We start from the raw sequence: 18,119 nt of genomic DNA, 5'->3' as shown, positions 1-18,119 counted from the left end.
GCTGGTCTCCGGCAGCCCGCGTGCGTTCTGGGTCAGCACGTGGATGATCCCGTTGCCGTAGCTGAACTGCCTGATCGCGCCGTTCGGGAAGTACTGCACCCCGGTCGCGTAGGTGCCGGCCTGGGTCGGCTGGCCGAGTGCGTTCGGCGCGTAGTTCACGACGTGGCCGTCGGCGTACTCCAGGCTGGCCGGGTGGCCGTTGGCGGTGTAGCCGTATTCGGTCGTCCAGTCGATCGCGTCGACGCCGCTCAGGCGTTCGCTGACCAGCAGGCGGCGGCGGTTGTACGCGTATTCCTGCACGACGCTGCCGGCGGTGATCGTCTCGGGCAGGCCATCGAGCGTGTAGGTCGTGGCGACGTCGGTGGTGCCGGCCGGGTAGTCGACCAGCGTCAGCCGGTTCATTGCGTCATACGTCCGCGTGGTGACATCGGTCGTCCAGCCGCCGCCGGGGACCCAGCCGCAGGCGCTGTCGGTGCTGCTGCCGCACTGGTAGCTGGCGGAAAGATTTCCCGCGAGGTCGTAGTCGAAGTAGGTCATCCGCTCCTCGGGCGACCAGCGGCGCTCGAGCAGGCCCTGTTCGTTGTAGCGGTAGGTGCGGTCGACCGAGGTCGTCGTGCCGTCCCAGGCGCCGTAGCGGCGCACGCGGTCCGTGCGGCCGAGGGCATCGCGGCGGATTTCGGTGCGCACGCCCAGCGGCGCCAGGATCTCCTCCGGCATCGAGGTGTCGGGCTGGTCCCAGGCGAAGTAGCGGGTGGTGGTCTGCTTGCCGCGGGGGTTGGTGACCCGGATCTCGAACCCGGCAAGGTACTCCGTCAGCGTGATCAGGCGGTTGTGGTCCGGCAGCGCCGGGTTGTTCTCCTCCCAGTCCTGAAGCACGCGGGTGGTGCGGCCCAGGGCATCGTATTCGGTGCGGACGCCGTCGGTGAAGCTGGCGAGGCTGGCCGCGGTCGCGCGCGGGTAGGCACTGAACACCGGGCGGCCGCTGTCGTCGTAGACCGTCGCGTTGAAGCGCTGGGTGCCGGTCGGATTCGCGGTGTCGTACTCGCGGGTCAGCACCGGCCGCCAGAGCGCGTCGAACCACGTCACCTTGCGGCCGTTGCCGGTGGCGACCGTCCGCCGCCAGGTGCCGGCCGGCAGGCCGTACTCGGTGGACGTCGTGCGCACGAAGTCCAGCGTCGTCGTGTTCCAGGCGACGCTGTCGCCGGTCGGGTAGGCAATGCTGGCCAGCAAGCCCCGCGCGTCGTACGTGTAGTTCGTCGCCCAGCCGTTCTGGTCGGTGATGCGGGTGATCTGCCCGAGCGGATTCACCAGCGCCGCGTGGTCGGTGCCGTCCGGGTAGTCGATCGCGCGCGGCACGCCGCGGTACCAGTCCGACAAGGTCGTGAGGTTGTCGTTGCCGTCCTTCACCGTGTGCAGCTCGCCATTGGCGTACCAGGTCAGGGTCTGCTGCACGTCCGGCGCGACGTTGGTGACCAGGTGCGGCCAGAAGCTCTGGTGCGGCAGCAGCGAGGCCGTGTGATAGCTCGTTTCGGCAGTGACCAGGCCGAGGTCCACATTGGTCGAACGGGCGCCCAGCCCGACCACCCATTTCGACGCCGTGTTGCTGTCGTCCAGATAGTCGGTGAGGTCGGTCCGGGAGAACCCGAGGCTGCTGTGGCGCGTGACGCGGGTCGGCAGCGCGAAGCGGTCGAAGTCCTCGATCTCGTTGGTGAAGGTCTCGCCCTGCTGGTGGATGACCGCCTTCACCTGCGGACGGTGGTACTCGTTGGGATAGCTGTCGCCGTTGCCGCGATGGCCCGAGCCCCAGCGCGCCATGTAATCGGGGGTGTCCACCCGGGTCAGGTCGTAAGTGAACACGGTCGCGCGCAGGGCATTGGTCGCATTGCCGTTCGCGTCGGCGGTGGGCGCCGGGCGCCCGACGGCACGGTGACGACGCTGGCACCGCTGCCGGGGCCGGAGGACGAGGACGGCTTCACGCTCGCGGCCGGCAGCGGCCTGGGCGTGTCGCGGGTCCTTGGGCCGGAGGCGTTCGCGCACGCCGGCAACTACACGCTGCGGGTGCGGCACGGGTCGGTGGTGTCGGCGGCGGTCGAGGTCGATATCGGAGAGTGAGCGTCGGGGACTCTGCTCGATCCGGCCGAACGAAAAGATCTGCCGTCAGACATCCGAGCCTCATCGTCTCCATCGCCCGCAGCCAGGGCCGGACGAACCTCGCCGGAGCCCGTACAGCGCGGCCTCCCACTCGTTACTCGTTACTCTCCACTCGTTCCTCGCCCCCATGACCTCCGGGCTATGCTGCCCCCACCCGACCGGCGGAGAATCGGGACGCCCGGCCGCCGGCCGGCCCCTTTCCCGTATCGAACGGCCCGCCCGGGCCTGGAGTGTCTCGTGAACCGAATCCTCAAGCCCCTCGGCCTCGCCGTCGCGATCGCCGCCGTCCTGACCGGCTGCCCGGCCAAGGAAGATCCCGCCGCGGTCGCCGCCGCGCCGGCCGATGCCGCGCCGACGGTCACCGCGACCACCCCGAGCATTTCCTTCAGTGCCGCCGACGTCGATCCGTCCGTCGACGTCTGCACCGACCTCAACGCGCACGTCAACGGCAAGTGGCTGGCCGCCAACCCGGTGCCGGGCGACCGCACGACCTGGGGCAGCTTCGAGTCGCTGGCCGAGCGTTCGCTGGAGATCCAGCACCAGCTCGCCGAGCAGCTCGGCGCCCGCAGCGACGCCACCGGCACCGCCAAGCTGATCGGCGACGTCTGGGCGACCGGCATGGACGAGGCGGCGATCGAGGCCGCCGGCATCGCCCCGCTGTCGCCGATCCTCGACGAGATCGCCAGCCTGGACGGCGCGGAGTCCATCGCCGGCTTCCTGCGCAGCCAGTACGCCAAGGGCAACGGCTACGTGTTCGGCTTCGGCGCCGAGGCCGACTTCGCCGATTCGTCGATGAACATCGCCTACGCCACCCAGGCCGGCCTCGGCCTGCCCGACAAGGGCTACTACTTCGACGCCGACAAGGCGGCGATCCGCGAGGCCTACGTCGCCCATATCGCCCGCATCCTCGAGCTCTCCGGCAGCAGCGCCGAGGAAGCCGCGGCGCAGGCGCAGCAGGTGATGGCGTTCGAGACCCGCCTCGCCGAAGCCTCGAACTCCAGCGAGGAGCTGTCGCGCGACATCGGCCTGTACTACAACCCGGTGAGCGTCGCCGACGCCGACGCGATGACGCCGAACTTCCCGTGGAGCGACTTCTTCGCGTCGCAGGGCCTCGAGGCCCCGGCGAAGTTCTCGCTGGCGCAGCCGCAGTTCCACCAGGCCGTGAACGCGATGCTGGCCGACGTGCCGGTCGAGACCTGGCAGGCCTACCTGCGCTTCAAGACCGTCGACGGCGCCGCGCCGTTCCTGTCGAGCGCCTTCGTGCAGGCCAACTTCGAGTTCTACGGCAAGACCCTCAACGGCCAGCAGGAACTGCAGGCGCGCTGGAAGCGCGTGCTCAACACCATCAACGGCCAGATGGGCGAGGCGCTGGGCCAGGAATACGTGCGCGTGGCCTTCTCGCCGGAAGCCAAGGAACGCATGCAGCAGCTGGTCGCCAATCTCAGCGCGGCGCTGAAAGCGCGGCTCGAGAACCTGGCGTGGATGAGCGACGAGACCCGCGCCCAGGCGCTGGAGAAGTGGGCCGCGTTCACCCCGAAGATCGGCTACCCGGACAAGTGGCGTGACTGGAGCGGCCTCGAGACCAGCCGCACCAGCTATCTCGCGAACGTGATCGCCGCCAACGAGTTCAACTACCGCTGGAACATCGCCAAGATCGGCAAGCCGGTCGACCGCAGCGAATGGGGCATGAGCCCGCAGACGGTCAACGCCTACTACAACCCGCTGGCCAACGAGATCGTGTTCCCGGCGGCGATCCTGCAGCCGCCGTTCTTCGACGTGAACGCCGACGACGCCCTGAACTACGGCGGCATCGGCGCGGTGATCGGCCACGAGATGATGCACGGCTACGACGACCAGGGCGCCCGCTTCAACGCCGCCGGCAACATGGTGAACTGGTGGACCGAGGCCGACGCCGCCGGCTTCAAGGAGCGCACCGGCCAGCTCGTGCGCCAGTTCGACGAGTACCGCTCGATCGACGACCTGCCGGTCAACGGCAACCTGACCCTCGGCGAGAACATCGCCGACCTCGGCGGCCTCGCGATCGCCTACGACGCCCTACAGCGCGAGCTGGAGAACAAGCGTGTCGGCGAGATCGACGGCTACACCCCGGACCAGCGCTTCTTCCTGAACTGGGCCACCGTGTGGCGCCGCAACTACGCGCCGGAGAACCTGCGCGTGCGCCTGGTCACCGACCCGCACGCCCCGGGCAACTTCCGCGCGATCGGCGCCCCGTCGAACATGCCGCAGTTCGCCGCCGCCTTCGGCTGCGAGGCCGGCAGCGCGATGGTGCGCGACGGCGAGAGCGCGGTGCGGATCTGGTAACTCGTCGCTCCGTTCGACTTCTTCGGCGGCCCGGGGAGACTCGGGCCGCTGTTTTTTGGAGGAACGAGTGGAGAGTAACGAGTAACGAGTGGGGGCTCGCTGGCTGCGCCAGCGGGGGCGTGGCTTGTGGGCCGTGGTGGGTCGAGGGGAATTCGTACCATTCGGCGCGCGGCTTGCTCATTCGCGCCGTTGTGCGGTTCCGGCATCGTCGATCACATGCACTATCGTGACGCGATCATCTGGCAGAAGGCCTTCGACCTGGCCGAAACGTGCTATCGGCTGGCGGCATCGCTCCCGCCTTTCGAGCGATACGGCCTGCGCGCGCAGTTGACGCGCGCCGCGGTTTCGGTGGTGTCGAACATCGCGGAAGGCTGGACGCGGGAGTCGCGGCGCGACAAGGCGAACTTCCTGGCGATCGCGCAGGGTTCGCTCGCCGAACTTCACACCCAATTGCTCCTCGCCATTCGCCTGGGTTGGCTGCATGAAGCGAGCACGCCGTCGGCCCTCGGCCTTGTCGACGAAACCAGTCGTCTGCTGACGACCTACCGTCGCCGCCTGCGCGACTGAATCGCCGCCCTGCCCTTCCCGGGCCCCGCCCGGGCGCCTTCACTCGTTACTCGTTGCTCTCCACTCGTTACTCGCTTCACCGCCGGAGGGCTAGAATCCCGACCCCACCGCCTCCGTCCCGACCCCCGATGCCCAAAGCCCGCCTCGCTGCCGCCCTGCTCCTGACCCTCGCCACCGGTGCCGTCGCGGCGCAGCGGGCGCCGGCGCCGCCGGCGGCGTGCACGGACTTCTACGGTCACGTCAATGCGGGCTGGCTGGCGGCGAATCCGCTGCCGGCGGGGACCGAGCGCTACAGCCGCTGGAACCAGCTGAATGCGGCCGGGATGGCGCAGCGGGACCAGATCCTCAACGGCACGACGGCGCCGGAAGGTGCGGCGGTGGGGGCGGAACTGGCGGATTTCTTCGCCAGCGCCCAGGACGAGGCGGCGATCGAGGCCGCCGGGATCAAGCCGCTGCAGCCGTTGCTGGCGATCGTCGACCGCATCCGCCGCACCCGCGACATCGGCCCGGCGATCGCCGCGCTGCACGCTGCCGGCTTCCCGGTGCTGGTCGACGTGAAGGTGCTGCGCGACGTCACTGGCCGCCCCTACGCGCAGCTGGCGCCCGGCGGCATCGGCCTGCCGGATGCCGCCTTCTACACGGCCGCCGACGCCGAGGCGGCGACGATCCGCCAGCAGTACGGGCAGGCGCTCGGCGCCTGGCTGCGCCAGCTCGGCGCGCCGGAGGCGCAGTTGCCGGCGCAGACCGCGCAGGTGGCGACCATCGAGCTGCAGCTGGCGCAGGCCACCGCGACCGGCACCCCGTTCCAGATCCTGGCGATCGACGAGGCGCAGAAGGTCGCCGGCGGTTTCGACCTGCGCGCGCTGCTGCAGGCGCACGGGCTGCGTGCCGACTACGTGGCGATCGCCGGTCCGGCCTTCCTGACCACGGTCGACCGCCTGATCAAGACGCTGCCGCCGGAACAGTGGAAGGTGTACCTGCGGGCGCAGATCGCCCGCGACCTGGCGCCGGCGCTCGGCCGCGGTTTCCGCGAGCCGTGGCTGCAGCTCTACGACGCCCAGCTCTCGGGCCAGGACCAGTCGACGCCGCGGGTCGTGCGTGCGCGCCAGTTGCTCGAGGCGCATGTGCCGGAGCTGCTCGACGCCGTGTACGTCGAACGCTTCCTGCCGCTGCCGCGCCAGCAGCGCGGCCGCGAGATCGCCGAGGCGGTGCGCACCGCCGCCGTCGCCGCGGTCGGCAATGCGACGTGGCTCAGCGAGGAAGGCCGCGCCCGCGCTGCCGAGCGCCTGCGCACGATGAACATCCAGGTCGGCCGCGACCTGCCGCAGAACGTGTTCGCCGAGCTGAAGTTCGAGCGCGACGACTTCGTCGGCAACGTGCTGCACCTGCGCCGCTGGCTGATGAAGTACGCGCCGGTGCGCGCGCAGTTCGCGTGGCCGGCCGAACAGTGGCAGCCGCTGGTGGCGCTGATGCCGGCCGAGAACCGCCTGGTCGTTACCGCCGCCGCGCTGCAGACGCCGCTGCTCGACGACAGCGGCAATGCCGCCGGCTACGGCGGTCTCGGTGCGCTGATCGCGCAGCAGATGATGATCGGCCTCACCGGCTTCGAAGGCGCCGATGCCGCCGCCTGGAACCAGCGCGTCACCCCGCTGCTGGCGCAGTACGGCGCCTATTCCGCCGCCGGCGGCGCGACCAAGGTCAATGCCACCCGCAGCTTCGTGCAGAACCAGGCCGACCTCGCCGGCGTCGAGATCGCCTGGGCGGCGCTGAACGCGCAGGGGCCGGTGAGCCCGGCCGACGCACAGGCGTTCTTCGCCGGCTGGGCGGCGATCTGGGCGCGCCAGGACGAGCCGACCGCGCTCGCCCGCGCCCAGGCCACGACCGACCACGCGCCGCCGAAGTGGCGGGTCAACGGGCCGCTGTCGAACCTGCCCGCCTTCGCCGAGGCCTATGGCTGCAGGGCCGGCCAGGCGATGGTGCGGCCGCCGGCGCAACAGGTCGCGCTGTGGCGCTGAGATGAACGCGTTCGCTCCCGGCCAGCGCTGGTTCTCCAGCGCCGAGCCCGAACTCGGCTTGGGCACGGTGTTGCGGCTCGCGGGCCGCCAGGTGCAGATCGTCTTCACCGGCAGCGGCGTCGTGCGCATGTACGCGCTCGGCTCGGCGCCGCTGCTGCGGGCGGTGTTCCGCCCCGGCGAGCGCGTGCGCATCGGCGGCGAGGAGCTCGTCGTCGAGCAGGCCGAACTGCGCGAGACGCTGATCCACTACCACGCCGGCGGCCGCGTGCACGCCGAAGGCGAGCTGGATGCCGAGCAGCCGGTGTCGCAGGCCGATTCGCGGCTGCTGTCGGGCCGCGTCGACCGCAACGACCAGTTCGAATTCCGCCGCGAGTGCCTGCAGCGCCGCGCCGACGCGCGCGCGCATCCGGGCTGGGGCGTGCTCGGCGCCCGCATCGACCTGATCCCGCACCAGCTGCGGGTCGCGGCGATGGCGGCCGAACGGCGGCCGCCGCGGCTGCTGCTCGCCGACGAGGTGGGCCTGGGCAAGACGATCGAGGCCTGCCTGATCGCCGCCCAGCAACTCGCCAGCGGCCGCGCGCGGCGGGTGCTGGTGCTGGTGCCGGAATCGCTGGTCAACCAGTGGTTCGTCGAGCTGCTGCGTCGCTTCAACCTGGCGTTCGCGATCTTCGACGAGGAGCGCTGCGAGTCGCTGGAACTCACCGAGCCGAAAGCCAACCCGTTCGAGGACGACCAGTGCGTGATCGCCTCGGTCGACTGGCTGGCCTCGCACGACAAGCGCGCGAAGCAGGCGCTGGCCGCCGGCTGGGACCTGCTGCTGGTCGACGAGGCGCACCACCTGGTGTGGACGCCGGAATTCGTCAGTCCGGGTTATGCCCTGGTCGAGGCGCTGAGCCGGCGCACGCCGGGCCTGCTGCTGCTGACCGCGACCCCGGAACAGCTCGGCCTCGGCGGCCATTTCGCCCGCCTGCGCCTGCTCGACCCGGCGCGCTACACCGATCTCGAGGCCTTCCGCGCCGAGTCCGCCCGCTATGTCGAACTGTCGGCGCTGGCCGGGCGGCTCGCCGGCGGCGAAGCGCTGACCGCGCAGGACGTGCAGGACCTGGCGGCCCTGTTCGGCGACGACGGCGAGACGCTGGCGCAGCGGCTCGTGCACATCGCCGGCGGCGACGGCGCCGACGACGACGTCCGCGACCGCAGCGCGCGCGAGGCGCTGCTCGCCGACCTCGTCGACCGCCACGGCACCGGCCGGGTGATGGTGCGCAACCGCCGCGCCACCGGCGACGACGACGGCGCCCTCGCCGGGGTCGGCGGCTTCCCGCGCCGACTCGTCGACCTGCAGTCGCTGCCGGCGCCGGAGGACCCGACCGTGCTCGGCCGCCTGCGCGCCGAGTTCGCGCACGACACCGGCGAGACCGACGACGAACCGGCGCACGACTTCGCCCGCGATCCGCGCACCGACTGGCTGCTGGCCCTGCTCGAGGCCATCGCCCCGGCGAAGGCGCTGCTGCTGTGCCGCTCGCGCGCCAAGGTGCAGGCCCTCGAGGAAGCCCTGCGCCTGCGCAGCGGCATCGCCGTCGCCCGCTTCCACGAAGACATGAACCTGCTGCAGCGCGACCGCAACGCCGCCTACTTCGCCGATCCGGAAGGCGCGCGCCTGCTGGTCGCCAGCGAGATCGGCGCCGAGGGCCGCAACTTCCAGTTCGCCCAGCACCTGATCTTCTGGGACCTGCCGCTGCATCCGGACATGTTGGAACAGCGCATCGGCCGCCTCGACCGCATCGGCCAGCGCGGCGATGTGCACCTGCATGTGGCCGCGGTCGAGGGCAGCGCCCAGGAAGTGCTGCTGCGCTGGCTGCACGAAGGCCTGGACGCGTTCCGCAACGTGCTCGCCGACGGCCGCGAGCTGCTGCGCGCGTTCGCCGCCGAACTGCTGCAGCTGGCCGCGACCGATGCCGAGGCGCGCGAACCGGCGCTGTCGGAACTGATCGCGCGCAGCCGCGCGAAGCACGCCGAACTGGCGCGGATCATCGCCGAGGGCCGCGACCGCCTGCTCGAACTCGGCAGCCGCCGCGCCGGCGACGACGCCCTGCTGCGGGCGCTGCGCGACGACGATGCGCATGCGGCGATGGACGACTTCCCGCTGCGCCTGCTCGAGGCCTTCGGCGTGCACCACGAGCCGCTGTCTTCGGGGATGTGGCTGCTGGATCCCGAGCACCTGACCGTCGACGGCTTCGAGGAACTCAAGTCCGGGCCTCGCCAGGCCACCCTGCAGCGCGAACTCGCGCTGTCCCGCGACGACCTGCTCTACCTGCGCGACGACCACCCGCTGCTGCTGTCGGCGCTCGACCTGCTGCTGTCGGGCGAGACCGGCAATGCCGCCCTGCTGGTCGACGACGCGCTGCCGCCGCGCACGGTGATCCTGGAAGCGCTACACGTGCTCGAATGCGTCGCCCCGCCGGGGCTGGACATCGCCCGCTGGCTGCCGCCGGCGCCGGTCGCGGTCGCGATCGACACGAAGCTGCAGCGCCGCCCCGACTTCGCGCCCGGCGAACGCGCACGCCACCGCGCCGGCGACCGCGTGTTCGACCTCGGCCCGCAGCGCAAGGTGCTCGCGGCGCTGGTGCCGCCGATGCTCGAGGCGGCCCGCGCCGCTGCCGCCGAAGCCGCGGCCGCGCGCATCGACACCGCGCTGGCGGCCGCGCGCACGGCGCTCGACGCGGGCGTCGCCCGCCTGCGCGCCCTCGCCCGCGTCAATCCGGGCGTGCGCACCGAGGAGATCGCCGCGCTCGAGGCCGAGCGCGAGGCCGTGCTCGCGGCGATTCCGACGGCGCGGCCGCGGCTGGATGCGTTGCGGCTGGTGGCGAGTCCGGATTTCCTGCAGTTCAGGAGGTAGGGATCGCGGCTGAAGCCGCTCCTACAAGCCGCTCCTACGATCTCGATCAGTTCACGGAGCGCAGGTTCGGGCGCTTCGGGCCGCGCGGGCGGAACGGCGGCTGGCCGCGCCAATAGCGGATGTGCAGCCACGCGGCGAGCATGCCGCCGAGGAAGCCGACGTGGGCGACGCCGTTGATCGAGCCGAAGATGCCGAACAGCAGTTCGAGCGCGGTGAACACCGCGACCAGCACCCACATCTTCATCGGGATCGGCGGGATCAACAGCATCACGCGCCGGTTCGGATCGAGATACGCGCAGGCGAACAGGATGCCGTACATCACCGCGCTGGCACCGGTGACCGGATGGAACGGCGTCCAGCCGGCGCGCACGCAGATCGACAGCACCAGCAGCTCGATGATGCCGCCACCGATCACGACCGCGAGCAGGAACAGGCCGTAACGCCGTTCGCCCCAGGTCGCTTCCAGTGCGGAACCGAAGAAGAACAGGGTCAGGCCGACGAACAGCACGCCACCGACGCCGGGGTTGTAGAGCACGTGCGTGAGCAGCTGCCACGGCATGAACGACGGCAGCGCCTGGCCGCTGTCGACCCCGAACACCCAGTCCCCGAGCGGCCACATGACCATCTGCACCAGGATCGATGGCGGCAGCGCATAGGGCAGGATCAGCATCGCCGCGACCGCCCAGAGCAGTTTCATCGTCAGCGGGGGGATCGGGGGCATGGGTGGGGCCTTGCGGGAGGTCGGGATAGTTTGCCCGAAGCCGTGGGAACAGAAGCGAGAAATGAGAAACGAGGAACGAGAAACGAGTGAAGGCCCGCGCCTTGTGGCGCGGACGCGCGCTTGCGCGCGTTGGATCGATCGCGGCTGAAGCCGCTCCTACTCGTTTCTCGTTCCTCGTTTCTCGTTTCTGTCCTCACGGCTTCCAGAGCAGTTCGTCGAGCGTCGCCGCCGCGCGCTGTCCCCGCACCCTCCCCGCTTCGACCGCCACGCCCTCGGCGCGCAGCCGCTGCACCTGTTCGTCATAGCCTTCGCTGCCGGGCGGAAAGGCGATGCGGCCGTCGCTGCGCAGCACGCGGTGCCAGGGCAGTCCGGGGTCGCCGCCCTCGGCGAGGATGCGGGCGACCAGGCGGGCACGCCCGGGCAGGCCGGCGCGACGGGCGATCTCGCCATAACCGGCGACCGCGCCGGCCGGCACCGCGCGCACGGCGGCGAGGATCGCGGCGCGGGAATCGCGGCCTTTCGGCGGGGTCGGCTGGCGTGGCATGCGGTTAGAATAGCGACCCGCGAACGCCCGACGATGCCGCCATGCAGAACTTCGAGTCGATCCGCAGCTTCCTCCAGGGCAAGTACAAGCTCACCGCGAGCGAGCCCTACCTCGTCTGCGTGCAGCTTTCGCTCAACGGCGGCAAGCGCCACCAGAGCATCTTCCTGTCGGAACTGGTCGGCGAGGACGAGCGTCCGTACCTGCGCGTCAGCACGGTGATCGCGCCGATGACGGGCATCGATGCGCGCAGGATGCTGTCCTTCAACTGGCAGAGCCGGGTCGGCTATCTCGCGCTCGGCGAACTCGATTCGGTGCCCTATCTGCAGCTCTGCGAGAACCGTCCCTACGACACCCTGACGGCCGCCGAGATCGACCGTCTCGTGCTCGAGATCGGCGGCCTCGGCGACCAGATGGAGAAGATGCTCTCCGCCGGCGGCGACCTCCTCTGACCCCACCCGCCCCCTTGTAGGAGCGGCTTCAGCCGCGATCGCTGTTGCCTGCCGGCAGCGGTAACGCGCGCCTGCCGTCCCGCTCGCGCATCAGGTCGCGCGCCCCGGGCGCCACCGGCAGCCGCCACAGTTCGATCACCCCGAGCGCCGCCTCGGGTTCGCCGCCGATCGCCGGCAGCGCGGCATCGAGCGACGGGGTCAGCCCCGGCCGCAGGCTGAGGTGGGTGAAACCGAACTCCACGAACAGCGCCGACCAGGCCGCGGCTGAGCCATCTTCCGCAGCCGCGGTGATCGCCGCCGCGAGTTCGAGGTCGTAGCGCGAGCCGGCGAAGGCACGGCCGCCGAATTCGGCGATCGCCGGCTCCGGGCCGACGACCAGCAGGCGCACGTCGTCGCGGCCCTGCAGCAGCGGTCCGAGCATGCGTTCGGGCAGGAAGTCCCGGTGGATTCCGACGACGCCGCCGTCGCGCGGGTCGAGCAGCCGCTTCACCGCGCCGGCGCGCCAGATCCACGAGCCGTTGGCGAAGAAGGCCAGGTTCGCCACCAGCACCAGGCCCAGCATCGCCATTCCGGCGCGGCCACCGGCCAGCGCCCGGGTTCCCGCGACCAGGGCCGGCACCAGCAGCAGGCTGGCCGGCAGCGCGTAGCGTGCGTACTGCATCGGCAGCATCGCCAGCACCCAGGCGGCGATCGCCGCCAGCGCCAGCGCGCGCGTCCGCCGCATGGCCAGCGCGGCGACGGCGCCGCCGGCGAGCACGACCGGCAGGAAGCCGGCACCGCCGGGGAAGGCTTCGACATAGCGGTCGGTCTCGAAGGCGATCCGCCACGGCAGATCCGGGCCGAAGCCGACGAGCCAGCGCCGGTCCAGACCGCTGCCGCCGGCGATCGCATTCGGGAACACGTCGTTGAACAGCGGCAGCAGCGGGTTACCGCTCAGCCCCCACGCGAAGACGTAGCTGGACCCACCCACCAGCAGCAGCACGCCCAGGCCGGCCGGCAGCCACCGCCACGGCAGGCGGCGCGCGGCCACCGCGAGCCACCAGCTCGCCAGCGGCAGTGCCAGCAGCACATTGCTGGCCTTGATGGTCATCAGGCCACCGGCGAGCACCGCCAGCGCGAACAGCCGGCGGCGCTCGCCTTCGCCGCCGTCGCCGCATCCGCCGCGCTCTCCCGGCGGCACCGCGAGCTGCAGCGCGATCGCCATCGCCAGCACAGCGGACGGCAGTTCGGCCTGCATGCCGCCGACCAGCCACAGCAGCGTCGGCACCGAGGCGATCAGCGCCACCCCGGCGAAGCCACCGGCGGCGTCCTCGCCGACCGCGCGCACGAGCCGGAAGCCGAGCGTCGCCAGCAGCAGCAGCCAGAGCGCATTGAGGGCGCCCCGCCCTTCGCCGCCGGCGAGCACCTGCACGACGCCGTGCAACACGTCCCCGCCCCACGGCGCCAGCGCCCACATCTGCGACTGCGCGTCGAAGCGGTAGGCGCCGAGTTGCTGCAGCTGCGCCGGCAGCGCCAGGTGATAGACGACGTCGTCGAATTCCAGGGTCGGCAGCCAGGCCGCCGTGCTCAGCAGGCCCAGTGTGGCGATCGCCACGGTCGCCGCGCCGGGCGCGGCATCGACCGCCACCCGCCAGCCGCCCGTCAGCGCACGCGCCTCGGTCGCGAGCAGGCGCCAGCGCCAGCCGGCCAGCGCCAGCAGCAGCGGCCAGTACACGATCGCCCGGTGCACCGGCAGCGCCAGCAGCCAGCCGAGCGCGCCCGCGACCAGCGCCAGCCCGACCGCGATCCGCAACTCCGGCGGCCGCCGCGGCAGCAGTGCATGCCCGAGCACCAGCGCCGCCGCGGCCAGAACCACGGTGGCCAGCACCGGCAGCGGCCCGGCGAAAACCAGCAGCAGCGCGCCCCAGCCGATCGCGAGCAGGTCGGCGGCCCGCTGCCGCAGCGCCCGCGCAGCCACGGCCGCCAGGCCCAGCGGCAGCAGCCAGAGGGCCAGCGTCTGCGCCAGCGGCCTGGGCAGCAGGTGGGCGAGGATCGGCGTCGCCAGCAGGCCGGCGAGGAACAGCAGCGGCCCGGCGGCGAGCAGCACCGCCCGCGCGGAGGGCGCCGTGAGGGCCCGGCTCAGGCCCAGCCGAGCGCGCGCAGGCCGCGGAACATCAGCCATGCGATCAGGCCGGCCGCCGGAATCGTCAGGATCCACGCCCAGACGATGCGCTCGATGACCCGCAGCTTCAGCGCCCGTGGGTTCTTCGCGAAGCCCACGCCCATGATCGCCGTCGAGATGCTGTGGGTGGTCGACACCGGCATGCCGAAATGCGCCGCCAGCGACAGCACCGTCGCCGAGCTGGTCTCGGCCGCGAAGCCGTGGATCGGGTGCAGCTTCACCATCTTGTGGCCGAGCGTCTTGATGATGCGCCAGCCGCCGGCGGCGGTACCGGCGGCCATCACCAGCGCGCAGGTGACGATGATCCAGGTGGCGATGCCGTCCCCTTCGCCCGGATGCAGGAACGCGAGCCAGGCCGGCAGGTCGTCGAGCGTGCCCGCCGCCTCGGCGCCGATCAGGGCCAGCGCGATGATGCCCATCGTCTTCTGGGCGTCGTTGGTGCCGTGCGCCCAGCCCATGTAGGCGGCGCTGACGATCTGCGCCTTGCCGAAAAGCGCGTTGACCCAGCGCGGGCGCGAGATCCGTGCCAGCCAGCCACCGGCCCCGTTCATCGAGCTGATCACCGCCATCAGCCCGCCCATCACCACCAGGCCGAGCACGAAGCCGATCGCCGGCGAGGTGACCATCGGCACCAGCACCTTCCACAGGATGCCCTTGGACTGGGTCCAGGTCTCGGCGGTCTGCGACCAGATCAGGGCGTTGAGGTCATTGCCACCGGCGGCCAGGCCGGCGCCGACCAGGCCACCGATCAACGCATGGCTGGACGAGGACGGCAGGCCGAAGAACCAGGTGATCAGGTTCCAGACGATGCCGCCTGCCAGCGCGCAGATGATCAGCTGCGAGCTGATCTCGACGACCTGGGCGTCGAGGATGCCCTCGGAGATGGTCTTGGCGACGGCGGTACCCATCAGGGCGCCGACCAGGTTCATCGACGCCGCCAGCATCACCGCCTGGGTCGGGGTCAGCACCTTGGTCGCCACCACCGTCGCGATCGAGTTCGCGGTGTCGTGGAAGCCGTTGATGTACTCGAACACCAGCGCCGTCAGGATGACGACCAGCACCAGGAGCAGCGCGGTCGACATGGCTCAGGCGTTCTTCAGGACGATCTGGTAGATCACGTTGCCGGCGTCGCGGCAGCGGTCGATGGCCTTCTCGAGGATCTCGAACAGGTCCTTCAGGATCAGGTAGCGCATCGGGTCGGTCTCGGCCGAATAGGCTTCCCGGTACAGCTCGAGGATCAGCCGGTCGGCCTCGGCCTCGATCGCCTGCAGCTTGTCGTTCAGCGCCTTGGTGGTCTCCAGCGCCATGCCCTTGCGCAGCAGGCCGACCATCTCCTCGAGCACGGCGCAGGCGCGCTCGAGCATCGCCGCACGCGGCACGAAGTCGACGTCGCCGACGCGTTCATGCGCGAAGGCATAGCGTTCGGCGAACTTCTCGATCACTTTCGGGATCTTGTAGAGGACATTGCTCAGCGCCTCGATGTCCTCGCGCTCCATCGCGGTCACGAAGGTGTTGACCAGCTCCTCGCTGATCTGCGCCGCGAGGTTCTTCTCGCGCTGGCGGGCCAGCTTGAACTTCTCCAGCGAACGCTGGGCCGGCGGCGTCGCCAGCAGCTCCCCGAGGGCGCGCGCGCTCTCGCGGGCGGCAGCGGCGCTGGCCTCCAGGAGGCCGTAGAACTTGTCGCCTTTGCCGAAGATGGTTTGCAGGGAAAACATGCGCGCGATCCTGTGACTGGCCGGTGGCCCGGCCCCGGGGGGCGCAAGTTTAACCCGTCCGGCTTCGCCCACGGCGAGTCACGACCGGGGTGAAGAGCGCCCTGTGGCATAGTTCACGCCCTGCCATTCCCCCTTTCGGAGACCCCGGTCGGCTCTGCCGGCGCCCATGACCCTGGAACTTTCGATCGTCCTGCTGCTGATCCTGATCAACGGCTTCTTCGCGATGTCGGAGATGTCCGTCGTCACGTCCCGCAAGCCGAAACTGCGCCAGCTGGCCCAGCAGAGCCGCCGCGCGAGGACCGCGCTGGAACTGGCCGAACACCCGGAGCGCCTGCTCTCGACCGTGCAGGTCGGCATCACCTCGATCGGCATCCTGACCGGCATCTTCGGCGGCGAGAGCATCGGCAACCGCATCGCCGCCTGGCTGGAACGTTTCCCGGTGGGCGACGCCCTGCAGGCCTGGCTGGCCGGCCTCGGTTTCGAGGTCGACGTCAACCAGGCCCTCGGCACCAGCGCCGCGGTCGCGATCATCACCTACTTCTCGATCATCCTCGGCGAACTGGTGCCCAAGCGCATCGCCCTGCTGGCGCCGGAGAAGATCGCCGGCGGCGTCGCGCTGCCGCTGTCCTGGGTAGCGCGGATCGCCAGCCCCTTCGTCTGGCTGCTGAGCCTGAGCACGCGCACGATCCTGCGCGTGCTGGGCCTGAACCGCACCGCCGCCGGCCAGGTCTCGGAAGAGGAAATCCGCCTGCTGGTCGCCGAGAGCACCGAGCAGGGCGTCATCGAGGCCGACGAGCAGCGGATGATCAACCGCGTGCTCCGCCTCGGCGACCGCAGCACCGCCGGCCTGATGACGCCGCGCACCCGCATCGTCTGGCTCGATGCCGCCGCCGACATCGAGGAGAACCTCGCGGCGATGCGCGAGACCCCGTACGCCCGCTACCCGGTCTACCGCGGCAGCGACACCGACGTGCTCGGCATCCTCGAGGTGAAGTCGCTGACCGGCCTGATCGCCCGCGGCGAGGAGAAGCCCGACCTGTTCCGCGAGCTGCGCCCGGCGCTGTTCGTGTCCGAATCGACCCACGCCCTGAAGCTGCTGGAGATCTTCCGCGAGGAACAGCAGACCCTGGCCCTGGTCGTCGACGAGTACGGCGACATCCAGGGCATGGTCTCGGCCAACGACCTGTTCGACGCGGTGCTCGGCCGGGTGCAGACCAGCGAGGAGGACGCCGCCAGCGGCGACGGCCTGGTCGTGACCCGCGCCGACGGCTCCTTCCTCGTCGACGGCCGCCTGTCGACCGAGGAACTGCGCGAGCTGCTGGCGCTGGAGGCGCTGCCGGGCGAGGACGAACACGACTATCACACCGCCGCCGGCATGGTGATCGCCCGGTTCGGCCGCATCCCCCATGCGGGCGAAAGCTTCGACTGGAGTGGCTGGCGTATGGAAGTGGTCGACCTCGACGGTGCGCGCATCGACAAGCTGCTGGTCTCCCGGCTGCCGGCGGAAGCGGCCGCGTAGGCGGCGGCGATGGAACTCAGCACGCGCGCCCTGATCGAGGACGTCGCCGGCCACGAGGGCGACGCCGATTTCACGATCGGCGACCTGCTCGACCGCTTCAGCGAACGCGCCTTCGGCGTCTTCCTGCTGATCGTGCTGCTGCCGGCCTTCGTGCCGCTGCCGATCGGCGCCGGCGCGATCAGCGGCCCGCTGGTGTCGCTGATCGGCGTGCAGCTGATGCTGCAGATGGAGCACCCGTGGGTCGCCGGCTTCATCGCCCGCCGGCCGCTGTCGCGGCGCTTCATGCAGAGCTTCCAGAAACGCACCGCGCGCGTGCTGGGCTGGCTCGAGAAGCTGACCCACCCGCGCACCCGGGTGCTGATCGATCACCCGCTCGCGCGCGCCTTCACCGGTCTGCTGCTGGTCCTGCTCGGCGTCCTGCTGGCGCTGCCGCTGCCCGCCACCAACTACCCCTTCGGTTTCGTCCTGCTCTTCTACTGCATCGCGCTGATCGAGCGGGACGGGCGGATGATGGCCATCGCGTGGGCGCTCGGCATCGCCGAACTCATCGTCGTAGCCCTGATGTCCGGCACCATCGCCACCCTGGTCGCCGACTTCTTCTGACGCGCTTCGCGCGCCCCGCGCCGGATGCTGTCGTCGCCGGCCTCGGGCGCGCCGACCAACAGCTTTTTTTCCTCCTCGTTGCTCGGAAAAAAGCTGTTGGCCGTCACGCCCCGGCCGTGACACGGCGCCGGCGGTTGCGGTGATCGCGTGCGGATGACGTGGGGAGATCAGGCCGGCGATGGTGTTCGGGGGTCCCTCGTCGGGGAGGTTGCGGCGCGGCGTTGTGGGGGAAGCGCGGGGACGCATGCGACGACACGCGCGTGGCGCGGGCGCGCGCGATCGGGATTGCTCGTCGCTCGCGACGCTTCTGGCTCGCGGGCGATGGTCGTGCCGGGGATCCTGCGCGGCTTTGCCTTGCAGGGTCCGGTCGGCGATGGAAACCGGGCGGACGCGGCGCGACGGCTGAAAGTTTTTTTCCGAGCCGCGAGGAGGAAAAAAAGATTTCAGTCGCGCGCC

At 70.9% G+C, this 18,119-nt stretch carries 13 protein-coding genes and 1 pseudogene; 8 read left to right on the top strand and 6 right to left on the bottom strand.

Annotated elements, in window-relative coordinates; translation table 11 throughout:
* Positions 1–1,857: pseudogene (locus tag K311_RS0112890) on the bottom strand (RHS repeat protein); the annotation flags it as partial.
* Positions 1,858–1,926: 69 nt separating this feature from the next.
* Here K311_RS0112890 and K311_RS18485 point away from each other — a divergent pair.
* From K311_RS18485 to rapA, 5 genes are all read left to right on the top strand, one after another.
* Positions 1,927–2,112: a hypothetical protein gene (locus tag K311_RS18485; protein ID WP_154659561.1), complete on the top strand. Its 186-nt coding sequence runs from the start codon at positions 1,927–1,929 to the stop codon at positions 2,110–2,112.
* A gap of 276 nt (positions 2,113–2,388) precedes the next feature.
* Positions 2,389–4,473: a M13 family metallopeptidase gene (locus K311_RS0112880; RefSeq protein WP_026817652.1), complete on the top strand. Its 2,085-nt coding sequence runs from the start codon at positions 2,389–2,391 to the stop codon at positions 4,471–4,473.
* A gap of 216 nt (positions 4,474–4,689) precedes the next feature.
* A complete protein-coding gene (locus K311_RS0112875; protein ID WP_043797893.1) occupies positions 4,690–5,040 on the top strand; it encodes a four helix bundle protein in 351 nt (116 codons plus the stop codon).
* A 128-nt stretch (positions 5,041–5,168) separates the two neighbouring features.
* The gene (locus tag K311_RS0112870) at positions 5,169–7,055 is read left to right on the top strand and encodes a M13-type metalloendopeptidase (RefSeq protein ID WP_026817650.1); all 1,887 of its coding nucleotides are present in this window, start codon (positions 5,169–5,171) and stop codon (positions 7,053–7,055) included.
* Between the two features lies 1 nt (position 7,056).
* Entirely contained in the window at positions 7,057–9,951 is a 2,895-nt protein-coding gene (gene rapA, locus K311_RS0112865; RefSeq protein ID WP_026817649.1) for an RNA polymerase-associated protein RapA, read from the top strand.
* A 46-nt stretch (positions 9,952–9,997) separates the two neighbouring features.
* On the opposite strand, the gene K311_RS0112860 is transcribed toward rapA, so the two are convergent.
* Positions 9,998–10,672, bottom strand: a complete 675-nt coding sequence (locus K311_RS0112860) for a rhomboid family intramembrane serine protease (RefSeq protein ID WP_026817648.1) — start codon at positions 10,670–10,672, stop codon at positions 9,998–10,000.
* Positions 10,673–10,865: 193 nt separating this feature from the next.
* Positions 10,866–11,216 carry an MGMT family protein gene (locus K311_RS0112855; RefSeq protein WP_051240133.1) on the bottom strand — a complete coding sequence of 117 codons (351 nt, stop codon included), beginning with the start codon at positions 11,214–11,216 and terminating at the stop codon, positions 10,866–10,868.
* A gap of 41 nt (positions 11,217–11,257) precedes the next feature.
* Between K311_RS0112855 and K311_RS0112850 the strand changes: the two genes are divergently transcribed.
* Positions 11,258–11,665 (top strand): hypothetical protein, encoded by a 408-nt coding sequence (locus K311_RS0112850; RefSeq protein ID WP_026817646.1) that lies wholly within the window; start codon positions 11,258–11,260, stop codon positions 11,663–11,665.
* Positions 11,666–11,693: 28 nt separating this feature from the next.
* On the opposite strand, the gene K311_RS0112845 is transcribed toward K311_RS0112850, so the two are convergent.
* Genes K311_RS0112845 through K311_RS0112835 form a run of 3 tightly spaced genes read right to left on the bottom strand, consistent with a single transcriptional unit; the run spans position 11,694 to position 15,541 of the window.
* Positions 11,694–13,751 (bottom strand): hypothetical protein, encoded by a 2,058-nt coding sequence (locus K311_RS0112845; protein ID WP_154659560.1) that lies wholly within the window; start codon positions 13,749–13,751, stop codon positions 11,694–11,696.
* A 32-nt stretch (positions 13,752–13,783) separates the two neighbouring features.
* On the bottom strand, positions 13,784–14,908 hold the full coding sequence (locus K311_RS0112840; protein WP_026817644.1) for an inorganic phosphate transporter: 1,125 nt from the start codon (positions 14,906–14,908) through the stop codon (positions 13,784–13,786).
* A 3-nt stretch (positions 14,909–14,911) separates the two neighbouring features.
* Positions 14,912–15,541 (bottom strand): DUF47 domain-containing protein, encoded by a 630-nt coding sequence (locus tag K311_RS0112835; protein WP_026817643.1) that lies wholly within the window; start codon positions 15,539–15,541, stop codon positions 14,912–14,914.
* Positions 15,542–15,707: 166 nt separating this feature from the next.
* Here K311_RS0112835 and K311_RS0112830 point away from each other — a divergent pair, with 166 nt between their 5' ends.
* Both K311_RS0112830 and K311_RS0112825 read left to right on the top strand, forming a co-directional pair.
* A complete protein-coding gene (locus K311_RS0112830) occupies positions 15,708–17,060 on the top strand; it encodes a hemolysin family protein (RefSeq protein ID WP_026817642.1) in 1,353 nt (450 codons plus the stop codon).
* A gap of 9 nt (positions 17,061–17,069) precedes the next feature.
* A complete protein-coding gene (locus K311_RS0112825; protein ID WP_051240130.1) occupies positions 17,070–17,663 on the top strand; it encodes an exopolysaccharide biosynthesis protein in 594 nt (197 codons plus the stop codon).
* The last annotated feature ends 456 nt before the right edge of the window (positions 17,664–18,119 follow it).

Origin of the sequence: Arenimonas composti TR7-09 = DSM 18010 (assembly GCF_000426365.1) — a bacterium.
GTDB lineage: Bacteria > Pseudomonadota > Gammaproteobacteria > Xanthomonadales > Xanthomonadaceae > Arenimonas > Arenimonas composti.
The sequence above is the reverse complement of the archived record's forward strand: the minus strand, read 5'-3'. Positions and strand labels throughout refer to the sequence as shown.